The organism is Paenibacillus sp. S-38 (genome assembly GCF_049942825.1).
Taxonomy (GTDB): Bacteria; Bacillota; Bacilli; order Paenibacillales; family NBRC-103111; genus Paenibacillus_G.
Window position 1 is genome coordinate 995,983 of sequence record NZ_CP187970.1, and the last position, 14,712, is coordinate 1,010,694.

Here is a 14,712-nt window from a genome sequence, read left to right on the forward strand (position 1 = left end):
ATCTCCGCTTTCCATTTTATGAAGTGACACCTTGCTTCCATTTGACATAGGGCCGCAGAAGAAAACTGGCGGTTTTCAGCGGATTGATCTTTTCGTTCTCAATCAGTCTGCTGCCAAGCCGGAGCAGGTGGACGATCCGGTCATAATCCGAATTGTCTAACCTCTCCAGGGTGCGCCGCAGGACCAGAGAATCCTCATAGCTCTGCCGCAGCGGGGCGGTCAGCTCCTCGTAATTGCCCTCCCCGGCCAGATCCATAGCGGCATAGATCCCGGTCAGCAGGGCTGAGAATTGGCCGAAGCCGAGGTAAGGCATCAGGCTTCCGAAGCAGTTCCCGACATAGAAGGTGTTGCCGATCCGGGCAGAACGGCAGATCCCGATCGGGTAGTGCGTGATCTGGAATTGATCCGTAATGCGAAGGGGCTGCTTAAGATCGCTGCGGGCTCTCTCGTAAAAACGGTCCCAGAGAAGCTCCGGGTCCGGAGGCTCTCTATGCGGATCATCCGGATAAGCGATGACGATCGTTGCCTCCGTATCGGACAGCGGGATACAGAAGGCATACCCGCTGGGAGCCAGATCATTGTCCAGCCATGCGGCGACGGCATAACGGTCGAAGCTGCCTTCCACCGTCGCGCCCCGCAGGGACACGGTCAGGTCTTCGCGGAAGTTCCTTGTTTTCTTGGCATAATCGCCGTCTCCTGTGGCCATGACCATATGTGTGTAGTGACTGAGAAGTCCCTCATAGGTTTCTTCGGAGTGAAACTGGATCGGGCTTCTCACCTGGCGGCTCAGCTGGGCCTCGAACCCGTCGGATTCCCTCCCGCGCACGTTCGTGAACCCAAGATGACCTTCGAAGAATGCCTGTTCCCGGGGCGAATACAGAGTCATCTTTTGAAGATTGGCCGCAGGGTGCAAATAGATGCCGTGCTTCTCCGACAGGTAGGCGATACAATCTTGAATGGGCCGGGTCACCAGAGAGAAAAGAATTTCCCCATTGACGAAACGGTCGCCCACGCAGCTGCGTTTCTCGAAGATGGCCGGCTCGATTCCGAATTTCTCCAGGGTAATGGCACAGGCGAGCCCGGACAGTCCGGCTGCCATAATGGCGACCTTCAAGAGGACACGTCCTTTGTTCAAATGTAAGAATGTATATCTCCACAGAGTTCGATTCGGTGATTTCCTACAGGATAGCGTCGTTCAAAGGAGTCTTTTTTATACAGAAGAGGGCAATGGGCTTGTTCCATGGAGCAGGACGAACAGCCCTGTGCCGGGGGCACAGGGCTGTTCGTCAGACCTGTCAAAAACAGAGGAACTGATCGATCCGGTCGATGTCGAGGCCGAAGAACACCCACGTTCCCACAGGCCCGAAGCCGTACCAGCGGAATCCGCCGATGGAGTTGCGGCCGACGTGCGTCAAATAGATCCAGTACTGGTCGCCGTTGCGCTGCCATATGTACACATAGCGGAACAGGCATCGCCGGATATTTCCAGGGTCAACGGCAAACTGTGCGGACTGCAGCTGTTTCTGCGGGGTGAACGACGGGGGCGGAGATGTGGGTGCTCCCCCTTGGGGGCCACCGCCGGGGAAACCGCCGGGAGGGCCACCAGGGAAGCCGCCGGGAGGGCCACCGGGGAAGCCGCCGGGAGGGCCACCGGGGAAGCCGCCGGGAGGGCCACCGGGGAAGCCGCCGGGAGGACCACCGGGGAGGCCGCCGGGAGGACCACCGGGGAAGCCGCCGGGAGGACCACCGGGGAAGCTGCCGGGAGGACCACCGGGGAAGCTGCCGGGAGGACCACCGGGGAAGCTGCCGGGTCCGCCGGGAAATCCGGGGAACAGGCCGCGGTAGGGATCGTAGTAATAGACGGGATACGTCATGACGGATCTCTCCTTTTGGGACAGAAGTAAGAGCATCCACGCCGTGTGAATGCTGTGTCTCTCTTCCATGATATGACCGCCGCGCCCAAAGCTGACCTACAAAAGAAGAAGGCTTGGTTCTTAATGATCCGTCCTCCCGGATCTCCGAACCAAGCCTTCTCCAACTTGCATGCCTTGCCTATAGAGCGGTACTGCAGGCTAGCGCCTGTTCGCCGCATCGATCGCTTCATCTGCGTCGTTCGGACTGTACCCGGGCAGATCGTAATCCGTATTCCCGAGCTTCTTGAGAATCCCCATCTTCTCGATGTGTCCTTTGGTCTCCGCTGTACCCAGCCGGTACAGCAGCGTGTACAGCTCCTTCATCCGGTCGTTGAACTGGTCCGTAGCCGGATCGCGGTCGGCCGATTTGTAAGGAATCGGCGCGCGGGCGAAGGTTCCGTCCTGCGTCTCCTCCGTGGATTGAAGGAGCCTGCGCAGCTCCTGATACTCTTCATCGGAGGCTTCCACCTGATAGTCATACGTATAATTGCGCTGATCGGCCAGCGTCTGCTGATCTTCGATCGTACCGGGGCCTACGGAGATATAATAGATTTTCTTCGGCATGGTAATCGCCTCCAGGTCAGTAGTACTATTCATTAACCGGGAGGGCAGGGGCTGAACCAAGCCTCCGGGGGCGTGCAGGCCCGCCGGCAGCCGGCTCACATCAGGAAGATGGCGGCGATCGTGGTGACGGCCAGACCGACCGCCACCGGCAGCAGATTGCGCCGGGCGAGCTCGAAGGGGCTGACGCCGCAGATGGCGGCTGCAGGGATCAGCGCCCAGGGAACGAGCGTCCCTCCGCCGACCCAGATGGCTGCGATCTGGCCCAGTGCGGTCAGCGTTGCCAGCCCCGTGCCGATAGAGACGGCGAACAGCTGAGCGATGGAGCCCGCCAGCGAGATGCCCGAGAAGCCGGAGCCGTCGAGGCCGGTGATGGCGCCGACGGCGGTCAGGGTGACGGCGCCGACGGCCGGGCTGAGCGGAACGATACCGGCCAGCGCGGTGCCCAGGTCATTGACTAGGCCGTGCGAGCCGGAGGGCAGCACCTTGCCGTAGAGCTCGGTGAAGGCCGAATCGCCGAGATAGAAGAAGGCCGCGATCGGAATGACCGGCGCGAACACGCGGAAGCCGAACAGCAGGCCGCCCGTCAGGTAAGACGTCGCCTGGGCCAGCCCCTGGCCGCGGTGGGCGGCGAGCGAGACCAGCAGCATCGCGAGCAGGGCGGTGCCGCCGATCAGCGCGGTGGCATCGCCGCCCTGCAGGTTCAGCGCGATCATCACGGCCACGTCGGCCGCGAAGAGCAGCGGCAGCAGCAGGGCGAAGCCGCGCTGGGCAGCGGGGCTCAGGCGGGAGGGCGCCCCAGGCAGCGTCTCCTCAGCCGGAGCTGAGGGAGCTGATGCAAGCGGCTCGCTGCCGCTGCCGGTACCGAGCCGGCCGAGCCGCATGTCGCGGCGGAGCAGCCAGAATGCCGTCAGCGTGGTTACCGCGCCCATGATCAGCACGAGCGGTACGCTCGCCTGCACCACGGCGGCGACGGGAAGGCCTGCGGCATCCGCCGTCAGCTTGGGGGCGCCCTGGATGACGAAGTCGCCGGAGAGGGCGATGCCGTGGCCGAACAGGTTCATGGCCACGGCGGCCCCGATCGCCGGCAGCCCGACCCGCTGGGCCGCGGGGAGCAGCACGGCTCCGAGCAGGGCCACGGCCGGCGAAGGCCAGAAGAAGAAGGAGATGGTCATCATGACCAGGCCGATGACCCAGAAGGCGAGCCCGGGGGTGCGGATCAGCCGGGCGAAGGGCCGGATCATCACTTCATTGATCCCGGTCGAGGTCATCGAGCGGCTGAGCGACACGACGATGGAGATGATGAGGATGGTGCCGAGCAGCTCCCGGATGGCATAGATGAAGGAGGAGAATACGCCGCTGACCGAAGCGGGAAGGGAGTGGGTAGCGAGCAGTCCGAGAGCCAGAATGCCGGCCGTGCAGAGGATTGTCGTATCCCTGCGCAGCGCCATGAAGCCGATCATCGCAAGAATCAAGAGCAGGTAAGCCCAGTGCAGGGAAACCAGGGTAATGTCCATAAACCGTCTACCTCCGTTAGATGCCGGAGCCCGGAAAGCGCCGGGAGCCACTTCCGCCGGTCATCGCTGTCGCGATAGTCATCCGCCTATCGTGGTGCTACAGCTTATGCACCGGTCTGAAGGGAGGTGAGAACATGCTGTAAGGAATAGCGAACGGCTTGACCGGTCTCAAGCCGCATGAGATACAAGGCTTCGCCGTCCTTTATGGATGATGCGCGAAAAAAACGGCCCCCTGCCGGAGGCCGCTGCTGTTCGTCTGTTCATCCGTTCGTTAGGATACCGTCTGAAGAATATACTTCTCCACGACATGCTTCACGCCTTCTTCGTTATTGCCGTACGTCACGTAATCGGCGATGTCCTTCAGGGACTCGACCGCATTGCCCATGGCTACACCGAGTCCGGCGACCTCGAGCATCTCGCGGTCATTCCAGCTGTCACCGATGGCAATAGCGCCGGAAAGCTCGAGGCCGAAGTGCTCCGCGAGATAAGTGAGCGCATGGCCCTTGGTGCCCTCCGGGTGCATGATCTCCAGGAAGTGGGGCTTGGACTTCGTAATATGCACCGCCGCGCCGAGCAGAGACCGCAGTTCCAGGGCCACTTCATCCAGGCGGGCCGGATCGTCGATCAAGAGCAGCTTGGTGGAAGGCTTGGAGGCGAGCTCCCGAAAGTCCGGATGCACGGTATACGGTATATTGGACAGCTGGGCGTAAGCCTTTGCTTTCTCATTATCTTCCTTGACGTAGAGCACATCGTCCAGATAGGTCTGCAGATGCAGGCCGTTCGTTTCGCAGTAATCGAAGATCCGTTTGGCGGCGTCCTCCGGCACCGTCCGCTCATAGAGCACATGGCCGTCGATCGCATTTTTGACGAGGGCGCCCTGGTAGGTGATGATCGGCACATTCAGCCCGAGCTGGTCCGCCAGCTGCTTCGCGGAGGCATACATCCGGCCTGTCGCCAGGGTTACCTTGACTCCCTGCGCCACAGCAGCGGCAAGCGCCTGTTTGGTTCCCTCTGTAATTTCCTTCCGGTCTGTGATCAAAGTGTCGTCGATATCGATAGCCAGCATGGTATACATTCTCTAGTCTCACTCCGTTTCGTTTCTTCCCATCGCCCCCATTATACCTTAGTGTTTCCCGTATTTGTAACTAAAAAATAGGCGGCGTCCAACCGATGAAGGGGTATAGAGGTGGCATCACGATTCGGATGGAAAAGCACCTGCTTTGCAAATCTCCACGCTGATTCACTTACAACTGCTGCGCTGCCCACATGACGGAGAGGCTGGAACAACCATGAAACGACTGCTAGCATTACCGACGATCCAATGGACGTATCTCCTGGCGTTCCTATACATAGTTGGCTTATGGGGAATGCTCTTTTGGGCGGATGCCGGTGAGGGGATGGTCTCCTTGGCTGAGCTGCTTGCCCCCCTGGCGGCCACCCTGCTTGGAATCCGGGCGTCCTTCGGCCACCGTGGGGTTCTCCGCGTATTCTGGAGCTCTATCTCCCTTGGGGCCCTATTCTATTTCGTTGCCCAATCCATCTGGGGCTATCACTATATCCGGGGGGGCGATATGCCCTTTCCGGCGGCCGGAACGGCCGATGTTCTCTGGAATCTGCAGACGGCCTTCTTCGTCTGTGCCTTGTTCTATGTCATGTACAAGCAGGTCAACGCCGCGCGGGGCCTGCGGTTTCTTTTTGATATCGGGATCGTCGTCCTGTTCCTCTGCACCCTGGCCTGGGAATTCATCGTCTCGCCGAATCTGGAGAGGCTGCTGGCGGAGCCGGACTGGATTCTGATCATGAGCGGTGTGCTGTATCCGGCGAGCGACCTGGGTCTGGTTCTCGGTCTGCTCATGCTGCATTACCAGCAGGTGACCGTGCTGTCCACCCGGGTCATGCGCTTTCTGACGGTCGGATTTGCATCGTTTGTAGTGGGGGATATATTCTACTTTTTCGATATTCTGGCCGGCACTTACGAGGTGGGCAGCTGGTATGATCCTTTCTGGAGCTTGGGGCTTCTGCTCTCCGGGATGGCGGCACTGCACTCACTAAGCGAGAGGGGGAACGCGGTAAGCGCTGTGCCGGCGCGGGATGACCGGTGGGAGGCCCAAAACAAACGGCTCCGTTATCTCGTTCCGTACCTCTCTCTCCTCCTGCTCTGTTCCTTGGTGATGCAGCGGCTGAGTGAAGTGGACGGGCTGGTCATCGGCACGATCCTGATGATCCTGCTGATCGTTGTGCGCCAGCTCTCCATCCTCTTCGAGAACGAAGAGCTGGTGTGCCGGCTGAAGCAGATGCTGAACAGCAGCGAGCACCAGGCGATGCATGATGAGCTGTCCGGGCTTCCGAACAAGCGGATGTTCGAGCGCAGCTTGTCGGCGGCGGTGGAGGAATCCGCTGCGGGCGGAAAGAAGCTGGCCGTTCTCTTCATGGATCTGGACCGCTTCAAATATATCAACGACTCGCTGGGCCATGCGATCGGGGATGAGCTGATCCGTCAGGTAGGCCGCCGGCTTGCGGGTATACTGGCCGGTAAAGGCCTGGTAGCGCGGCTTGGCGGAGATGAATTTACGATTCTTCTGACAGGGTGGAGAGAGAAAAAGGAGCTGGAGCTGCTGGCTGCCGAGCTGCTTCACGAGATCGCCAAGCCGTACAAGGTCGAGAACCATGAAATTCTGACGACGACCAGCATCGGGATCGCTCTGTATCCGTCGGATGGAGAAGACGGGGCCGAACTGATGAAGCATGCGGACGCCGCCATGTACAAGGCCAAGGAGAAAGGCAAAGGCAGGGCCCAATTCTACGAGCCGGTCTTGAGCGGTGAGATTCTAAAGCGGATGTCGATGGAGCATGCTCTCCGGCAGGCGCTCCAACGTGAAGAACTCTACCTGGTCTATCAGCCTCAGGTATGCACGAAGACGGAGGAGATCATGGGAGCCGAAGCCCTGCTGCGGTGGAGGCTGGAGGATGGGCGCCAAATCTCCCCGGCGGACTTCATCCCTCTGGCGGAAGAGACGGGACTTATCGTGCCGATCGGCGATTGGGTGCTCCGTACGGCCTGCAGGCAGGCCGTGCAGTGGGAGCGGAGCGGATTGCCTCCGCTCAAAGTCGCGGTGAACGTTTCGCCGAAGCAGCTCGTACAGAACCGGTTCGTCCAGCGTGTGGCGGACATTTTGGAGGAGACGGGCTTGCAGCCGGGGCGTCTGGTGATCGAGATTACGGAAGGCATCGCGCTGCTGAACACGTCCGAAACGACCGAAATCCTGCTGGGGCTGAAGAAGCTGGGGATCGCGATCTCGATGGACGACTTCGGCACGGGTTATTCGTCGCTTGGTTATCTGCGGACCTTCCAGGTGGATTCGCTGAAGATCGCGCAGTCTTTTATCAGCCGGATTACCGTAGGGGCGGAGCATGAGGGCATCGTGAGGGCGATTATGGCCATGGCGGGCAGCATGCAGCTCGAGGTGATTGTCGAAGGGGTGGAGACGGCGCAGCAGCTACGGCTGCTGAAGGGCATCGCCGAATGCCTGGTTCAGGGGTATTATTACTACAGGCCGATGGCTCCCGAGGAATTGACGTTTCTTCTTGAGAAGCAGGCCGGCGGGATGTTGTAGCAGACTCGGGGATCCCGGGTCTGCTTTTTTACGCTGCGGTGATGGTGAACCGGGAGCCTCGCTGTTGGCGCTACTTTCCATACTTAAGGTCTATAGTCCTAGGACCGACGTTGTGGTATAGTGGGTGTAATATGAAGTGTACATAGCCAGCCTAAACTCAATGCGGAGGAATACGAATGCGGCGCAATCTCGGAAAGCAGCTAAAACAGGATGTATTTAATCACGGGGGAGTGGTGATTCTGCCGGCAGGAACGCTTCTGACGGAGGAGCATCTCGAGCTCATCGGCAAGCATGGCATCGATCCCAGCCAGATTGTCATTTTAGAACCGCACCGTGTGTCGTCCCCGAAGGCCTCGGACTCCTTGGCTCAGACGGTACGGAAAGCGGCTGAGCAGTCGAGGATGCTTTTTGAACAGACGGCGCTTACCAAAAAAATTCCCGTGATGGAGCTCCGCGGCGCCATCCTGCCCGCTGTCCAGCAGATTGCCGCCAATGATGATGTGTTTACCCTGTTCGAGGCTGTGAAGGCGCAGGATGAATACACTTACCAGCATAACATCGGAGTGGGGGCTCTCTCGACCTTGATCGGCAGGTGGATGGGGCTCGATGAAACGGAGTTAAATATTCTGAGTCTCGGCGCCACGCTCCACGATGTGGGCAAAGTGAACATCCCGCTTGAGATTCTGAACAAGCCGGGGAAGCTGACTTCCGAGGAGTACGCGCTGGTCAAGAAGCACACCGTCTACGGATATGATCTCCTGAAAGAAACGGTGGGGTTGAACTACCGGATCGCGCTGATTGCCCTGCAGCATCATGAGCGGGAGGATGGGGAGGGCTATCCGCTCGGTTTGCACAAGAACCAGACGGACCCCCTCAGCAAGATTGTCGCCGTCGCCGATGTATTCCACGCTATGTCCTCTAAGCGGCCGTATCATGAGCCTATGCCGTTCACCGATGTCGTGGAGCGGATGCGCCAAGGGGTATTCGGCCAGCTCAATCCGGAGATTGTTACGGTGTTCCTGAACGGCGTCGCCCAGCGGCTGCTCGGGCGGGAAGTTCTCCTGACCGATGGCCGGGTCGGTGAAGTGGTGCTCATCCACCCGAATGACAAAACCTCGCCGCTCGTGAAGACGGGTTCCTCTTTTGTTGATCTAAGCAAGGAGAGACATGTGGCTATCCGGTCTGTTGCCGTATAGGACTTGGAATATGCGTGAACCCAAGGGGGCCTCGCAGGGCTTTCCCCTCCGCATCGTCCGCATTTTTGCTTCTGCGGGCTCCCGTATAAAAAAAAGCCGCTTCCCATGTGAATGGGAGGCGGCTTTTTGGGGTGCTTATTTCAAAATATAAGAATGGCTATCTCACCTGGGCGAGCCGTTTATCTTAAATCCAGACGCACTTCACGGTCATCGTGAGGCAGGGTTATCGCTTTGCCGGAAGCCCCCTGCTCCTTGAGGTATTCCACCCAAGCGTCGAGCATGATCTTCCCGTCCTTCCAGTCGGTGACTTCGCCGAAGGCCGTGAATCCGTCGCCTTGCCCGGTTGCCATGAAGTCGTTGGTCGTTACCGAGAAGGTGTGGCCTTCATTATACTTGCCGTCGACGAATACCGGGGTGCCGTCAAGCAGCGTGATCTTCGTGTATTTCTCGCCGGCCGGCTTCGTGTTGTCCCACTCGACCTTGAGTCCGGAGAATTGAATCGCCGGCAGCTGCGAGTACTTGTCCGTGACTTCCAGAAGGGCCTTGATCTGCTTCGCAGTCATCGTGCCGGTCCGGTTGTAGTTGCCGAACGGCAGTACTTCGAACAGCTTGCCGTACGTCACGTCTCCCGCGTCGATCTCGGCACGGAGACCGCCGATGTTCGTGAAGGCGATGTCGGACTTCTCCGACCAGCGCATGGCATCCGTAACGGAGTTGCCGATTGGCGTTACGCCGTCGCGCACCTGGCTGCCGTTCACGGCATAGCGGAAGGACTGGGTCGTCCACTTTTCGGCAGCTGCGGCAATCTTCTCGCCTGTCTTCTCCGCAATCTTCGCCTGGTAATCGGCGACGGTCTTCTTCACTTCTTCATCGGCGGTCGTCAGGTTCGTATATGTCTCGAGCAGGTTGACGTTCGAGGAGACGACTTTCTTCGTATCGCGGTCAACGAACAGCTGAATATGACCGACGGCGTAGAGCCAGCTCTGCGCTTCCACGACCGGAATGCCGTTCACAAGCCCGGCAACCCGCCGGTGGGAGTGCCCGCCGACAATCGCATCAAGCGCCGAGGTGCCGGTGCCGTTCGCCAGATCGACGAGCTCGCCCATGATCTCCTGGGACTTCGCGTCCTGCTCGCCCGGAAGGTGGGAGGTAACGATAACCAGATCTGCGCCCTGCGCCCGGAGCTCTGCAGCGAGCTCCTTGGCATACGGCACCGGATCGGCGAACGTGAGGCCTTCGATGTTCGTCGACTTCGTCGTTGTCTTCGTCTGCGGCGTAGCGAGGCCGATGATGCCGATCTTGAGACCGTCCTTCTCGACGATGGCGTAAGGCTGCGCCCATTCCACGCGCTTGCCGGTCTTGTCATCGATGATATTCGCACCGAGGATCGGGAATTCGGCTTTCTTGATATTCTCGATGAGCACGTCGCGTCCGAAGTCGAATTCGTGGTTGCCGATTGCTGCGGCGTCATAGTCCACTTCCGCCATCGAATCCATAACGGACTGGCCGTTCGTCGTGTTGGAGATGAGCGTGCCCTGCCATGCGTCGCCGCCGTCTACGACCACCGTGCCCTCCGGATTTACGGAACGGAAGTCATTTACGATGCCGCCCAGGGTTTCGATGCCGCCCTGCGCCTGCTTGCGCTTCGTATCGAAGCCGACTTCAATATGGCCGTGGATGTCATTGGTGGTGAGAATGTCGATGAGCTGAAAAGCCAGAGGCTTCAGCGCTTTCACCGTTTCGTCGCGGGTTACGTTGGCCTGAGGCTCGAAGCTGCCGTCGAGCTTAGGCTCGAAGAGGCCGGCGATCACGCCGTAAGCGACGAACGGACGCGCGGATTCGCTGATCGATGCCCCGTCCGTAAAATAATTCAGAACTTCCGTATGTACTTCCGGCGCTTTGCCCTTGTTCATCGCACGGCCGATCATCACGGCAAGCTCCTCGCGGGTTACCGGAGCGTTCGGTTTGAACTCTCCGCTGCCGGTCACGATGCCGGCGGCCGCAGCGCTCAAGACGGCCGAGCGCTGCCAAGCCTCCAGGTCGGAGAAGGGCAGCTGTGCGCTGTCGGCCGGTACAAGCTTGGCTGCGCGCGTGATCATGGTAACGAGTTCGGCACGGGTTACCGTACGGCTGCCGGCAAGATCCGAGGTGCCCGGATAGCCTTCGACAATGCCTTTGTCAAAGGCGAGCTTCATGTCGCTCTGAAGAACGGCAGCAGCTTCGGTGCTTTCTGCGGCATGCGCCGCCGGCAGGGGGGAACCGCTTCCGGAAAGCGCCGCTCCTCCGAGAATCACAGCCGCCAGCAGGGCTTTGGCTGTTCTGGGCTGCATGCGGAATCGGTGGTTGCTCATAGGGTGGCCTCCTTGACCATCTCTAGTAGATGATTCTAGTAAATAAGTACAAATCTAGTATATCGTATTCGTGTGAACGGGGTGTAAAGAAATGTAACCTTGGCATAAAAAAAGTCGAAAAAACCGCCCTCCGGAAAGATGGAGGGCGGCCTGGGTCCGGCTTGCGGCTGCTTGGAAGGGCAACGGGTGTGCTGACAGGCCTGCAGGGAGAGCCCTTCCTTCTCCGCCTTAAACCATAAGGGATTCGGTCCGCTGGTGCACCGGAGCGGGCTGCTGCAGCAGCCTCCAGCGGCGAAGCATCAGGACGCCGCGGATCAGTTCGTCGCTGATCATTGCGATATAGATGCCGTGGATCCCCAGCCCCATCGGGATCGATAGGTAATAGCCTAGACCGGTGGCGACCAGCCAGATGGAGAAGAGGCCGATGAGCATCATGTAGCGGGTATCCCCGATCGCGGTTAACGCCCCGTTCATGGCCATATTGAGCATCTTGAAGGGCTGAAGCGCCAGGTTCAGGCCAAGCAGCGATATGCCGATGGCGATGATGGTCCCGTCGGTCGTGAAGAGCGGCAGAATCCGGCCGCCGAGCGCGTAGAGCAGCAGGGCATTCATCATCACAAGGGCCAGCCCGATCCACAGGGCGCGGAAGGCGCTGGAGTTCGCTTCCTTCCTCAGCCCGGCCCCATACAGGTGGGCGACGCGGATCTGGGCGGCCATGGCGAGGGAGTTGCCGAGAATGAAGCAGAACGACTCGAGCGTGTTCATATAGGTCCGCGCCGCGAGCTCCGCCGCCCCGAGCATGGCGACGAACGAGAAGAGCAGCAGCTGGGAGAATACCCAGGAGGCCATGTTCACGCCCATCGGCCATCCGATCTTCAGCACTTCCCGGAACAGCGGGCGGTCGAACAGCCCAAGGTCCGCCCAGCCGATCCGGCGGTGGAAGGCATGCAGGAACACGTAGGCGAGCACCAGCGTGCCGAGCAGGCGGGAGACCAGGGTGGATACGGCCACACCGGTCAGTCCCCAGGCGGGAAGCCCGAACTCCCCGAAGATAAACCCATAATTGAGCACCAGGTGAATGACGTTCATTCCGATGGCGATGTACATGGGGCTGCGCGTATTGCCGGTGTTGCGCACGGCGGTGCTGAGAATGGCCATGGCTGCAGTGAGAACCATGCCTCCGCCCACAATGGAGATGTAAGTGACGGCCAGCGGGATCAGCTTCTCCTCGAGCTGCATCAGCCGGGCGATCGGCTCGGCGCCGAAGAACAGGAGGGCGCTCATGGCAAGGCCGATGATGACGGATATTTTGGCTGCCATAACGGCGATCGTGCGGGCTTCCTCGGGCCTCCGGGCGCCCAGCTTCTGGGCGATCAGCACACCGGCGCCGCCGGCCACGGTCATGAAGAGGATCGTCATGGCGTTGAACAGCTGGGTCGAGATGCCTACAACGGCGACGGCATCATCGGAGATGCGGGAAACCATCAGCGTGTCGGCCGTACCAAGGAGGAACTGGAGGAACATTTCGATAAAGATAGGCCAGGTGAGGATCCACAAGGATGGGATCCGATCCGCTGCGCTATCCGGAGATTTTTCTTTTTCTTTAAACATGCGGTTCTCCACTGCCTTTCTTTCCATATGCTTTTTGCGTCGGCTTGCTATTTCACATTGTAGAAGGTATTCTGGGGGCGGTGTTGCAGATTACGAACGAAAACTATCAGAATTCCAACCTCCTATGGGGTAGAGGTGAGCAGTATTCATGACGATTCTCGAATTCACGGCACCACCGCTGCCGTACTACATCGCGAGCGGCTTTGAACCGATGCGTCCGGGCCGCAAGCATCCGAACCGCCGGAGCATCGGGGTCTTCGACCTGCTTGTCGTTACCTCGGGCTGCCTCTACATGGGGGAAGAAGACCGCCATTATGAGGTGGCGGCGGGACACGCGCTGATCCTGAGGCCGGATTGCCACCATTATCCGGTTCAGCCCTGTCTGGAACCGACAGAGCACTACTGGCTGCATTTCGGCACGACGGGAGCCTGGAGGGCGGTGCAGACGCTGCAAAGCCTGCCGGCGGGGGAGAGGGAGGAGAAAAAATATTTCACCATGGAAACCTTTCCCATGCGCCTGCCGCAGTTCATCCGTCTGCCGCGGCCGGCCGCGGTTTACGAGCCGCTCCGGCAGCTGACGGAGCTTGAATGCGAATCCCACCGCAGCTGGGCACGCTGGAAGCTTCAGCTTACCTTCCAATCGGTGCTGGAGCAGCTCAGCGGGGCGCTGGACGCCCAGGCTGCAGTGCCCGGAGCCAAGGTAGCCGAGCGGGCGGCCTCCTATCTGCGCTCCCATTATAAGGAGACGGTGACAGCCCCCATGCTGGGGGAAGCATTGAATTTTCACCCCGTGTATATCGCACGCTGCATGCAGCAGGAGTTCGGGTGTTCCCCTTTCGAGTATCTGATGCATTACCGGCTCGAGCAGGCGAAGCTGAAGCTGCTGCAGACGGACCTGTCGATCGCCCGCATTGCCGAGGAGGTGGGCTTCAACCAGCCGGCGTATTTCACATCCTGCTTTACGAAGCAGGAAGGGGTGACACCGAGGATGTACCGCAAGCGGTTTTCGCACGAATAATCCGAAGGCGGAAGAGAGATAATGACAGCGGACGGCCTGACGCATCGCCCTATGAAATATTATTGACAGAAATATATTATCGTTATATACTAACTTACATAAAGTAACTACATGAAAATAGTAAAGGAGCTGCTGTCATGATTCCATCCTCCCTGTTCCTCGCCCACGGTTCGCCCATGCTGGCCATTGAAGATACGGAGTATGCCCGCTTTCTCGGCACCTTGGCCGAAGGCCTCCGGCCCAAAGCCATTGTCATTTTTACAGCCCACTGGGAAAGTGAGATCACGACGGTTTCCTCTTCCGACGCGGTGTACGAGACGATTTACGATTTCGGCGGATTTCCCGACGAACTCTATGAGGTACGCTATAACGCCAGGGGCTCTTCCGTTGTGGCGGGTCTCGTAACCGAACGTCTCCAAGCGGTGGGGATTCCGGTCCGGCGGGATACGGAGCGGGGCCTTGACCACGGCTCCTGGACCCTTCTCCACCGGATGTACCCGCAGGCGGATATCCCGGTCGTCCAAGTGTCGGTGAACCCGGACCTGCCGCCGAAGGAGCAGTTCCGCATCGGTGAAGCGCTGCGCGGCCTGAACCGCGATGAGATTCTCGTCATCGGCAGCGGTGTTACGGTCCACAACCTGCGGATGCTCCGCTGGGGCCAGAGCACGCCGGAGACTTGGGCGGTCGAGTTCGACGATTGGCTGCTGAAGCGCCTGGAGGAAAAGGACTACGAGAGCCTCTTCCGCTACGCCGAGCTGGCGCCGCATGCCCGTCAGGCAGTCCCCCGCGCAGAGCACTTCGTACCTTTCTTCATTGCGCTCGGTGCAGGGCAGGAGGGCGGCGAACCGGAGGTCATTCACCGCAGTTATGACCTGGGTACGCTGAGCTACCTCAGCCTGCAGCAAGCTTAACCAGCCAGGCCGGCAGCAAT

Annotated in this window: 12 protein-coding genes; 5 read left to right on the forward strand and 7 right to left on the reverse strand. The window is 59.6% G+C overall.

Annotated elements, in window-relative coordinates:
- Positions 1–16: 16 nt before the first annotated feature.
- Positions 17–1,114, reverse strand: a complete 1,098-nt coding sequence (locus ACP26L_RS04630) for an NAD(P)/FAD-dependent oxidoreductase (RefSeq protein ID WP_426451399.1) — start codon at positions 1,112–1,114, stop codon at positions 17–19.
- A 181-nt stretch (positions 1,115–1,295) separates the two neighbouring features.
- Positions 1,296–1,457: a hypothetical protein gene (locus ACP26L_RS04635; protein ID WP_426451400.1), complete on the reverse strand. Its 162-nt coding sequence runs from the start codon at positions 1,455–1,457 to the stop codon at positions 1,296–1,298.
- 92 nt (positions 1,458–1,549) lie between these two features.
- Here ACP26L_RS04635 and ACP26L_RS04640 point away from each other — a divergent pair, with 92 nt between their 5' ends.
- The gene (locus tag ACP26L_RS04640; protein WP_426451401.1) at positions 1,550–1,876 is read left to right on the forward strand and encodes a hypothetical protein; all 327 of its coding nucleotides are present in this window, start codon (positions 1,550–1,552) and stop codon (positions 1,874–1,876) included.
- Positions 1,877–2,072: 196 nt separating this feature from the next.
- Here ACP26L_RS04640 and ACP26L_RS04645 read toward each other — a convergent pair whose 3' ends face one another.
- From ACP26L_RS04645 to ACP26L_RS04655, 3 genes are all read right to left on the reverse strand, one after another.
- Positions 2,073–2,477 (reverse strand): hypothetical protein, encoded by a 405-nt coding sequence (locus tag ACP26L_RS04645; protein ID WP_426451402.1) that lies wholly within the window; start codon positions 2,475–2,477, stop codon positions 2,073–2,075.
- 95 nt (positions 2,478–2,572) lie between these two features.
- The gene (locus ACP26L_RS04650; protein WP_426451403.1) at positions 2,573–3,991 is read right to left on the reverse strand and encodes a hypothetical protein; all 1,419 of its coding nucleotides are present in this window, start codon (positions 3,989–3,991) and stop codon (positions 2,573–2,575) included.
- Positions 3,992–4,262: 271 nt separating this feature from the next.
- Entirely contained in the window at positions 4,263–5,066 is an 804-nt protein-coding gene (locus tag ACP26L_RS04655) for a Cof-type HAD-IIB family hydrolase (protein WP_426451404.1), read from the reverse strand.
- Positions 5,067–5,280: 214 nt separating this feature from the next.
- Between ACP26L_RS04655 and ACP26L_RS04660 the strand changes: the two genes are divergently transcribed.
- Positions 5,281–7,605, forward strand: coding sequence for a putative bifunctional diguanylate cyclase/phosphodiesterase (locus ACP26L_RS04660; RefSeq protein WP_426451405.1), 2,325 nt, complete (start codon positions 5,281–5,283; stop codon positions 7,603–7,605).
- 176 nt (positions 7,606–7,781) lie between these two features.
- Entirely contained in the window at positions 7,782–8,801 is a 1,020-nt protein-coding gene (locus tag ACP26L_RS04665) for an HD domain-containing phosphohydrolase (RefSeq protein ID WP_426451406.1), read from the forward strand.
- 179 nt (positions 8,802–8,980) lie between these two features.
- On the opposite strand, the gene ACP26L_RS04670 is transcribed toward ACP26L_RS04665, so the two are convergent.
- Together ACP26L_RS04670 and ACP26L_RS04675 are read right to left on the reverse strand one after the other, a co-directional pair.
- On the reverse strand, positions 8,981–11,152 hold the full coding sequence (locus ACP26L_RS04670; protein WP_426451407.1) for a 5'-nucleotidase C-terminal domain-containing protein: 2,172 nt from the start codon (positions 11,150–11,152) through the stop codon (positions 8,981–8,983).
- 228 nt (positions 11,153–11,380) lie between these two features.
- On the reverse strand, positions 11,381–12,763 hold the full coding sequence (locus tag ACP26L_RS04675) for an MATE family efflux transporter (RefSeq protein WP_426454819.1): 1,383 nt from the start codon (positions 12,761–12,763) through the stop codon (positions 11,381–11,383).
- Positions 12,764–12,911: 148 nt separating this feature from the next.
- On the opposite strand from ACP26L_RS04675, the gene ACP26L_RS04680 reads away from it, so the two are divergent.
- Together ACP26L_RS04680 and ACP26L_RS04685 are read left to right on the forward strand one after the other, a co-directional pair.
- A complete protein-coding gene (locus ACP26L_RS04680) occupies positions 12,912–13,781 on the forward strand; it encodes an AraC family transcriptional regulator (RefSeq protein WP_426451408.1) in 870 nt (289 codons plus the stop codon).
- A 137-nt stretch (positions 13,782–13,918) separates the two neighbouring features.
- Positions 13,919–14,692, forward strand: a complete 774-nt coding sequence (locus tag ACP26L_RS04685; protein ID WP_426451409.1) for a DODA-type extradiol aromatic ring-opening family dioxygenase — start codon at positions 13,919–13,921, stop codon at positions 14,690–14,692.
- The last annotated feature ends 20 nt before the right edge of the window (positions 14,693–14,712 follow it).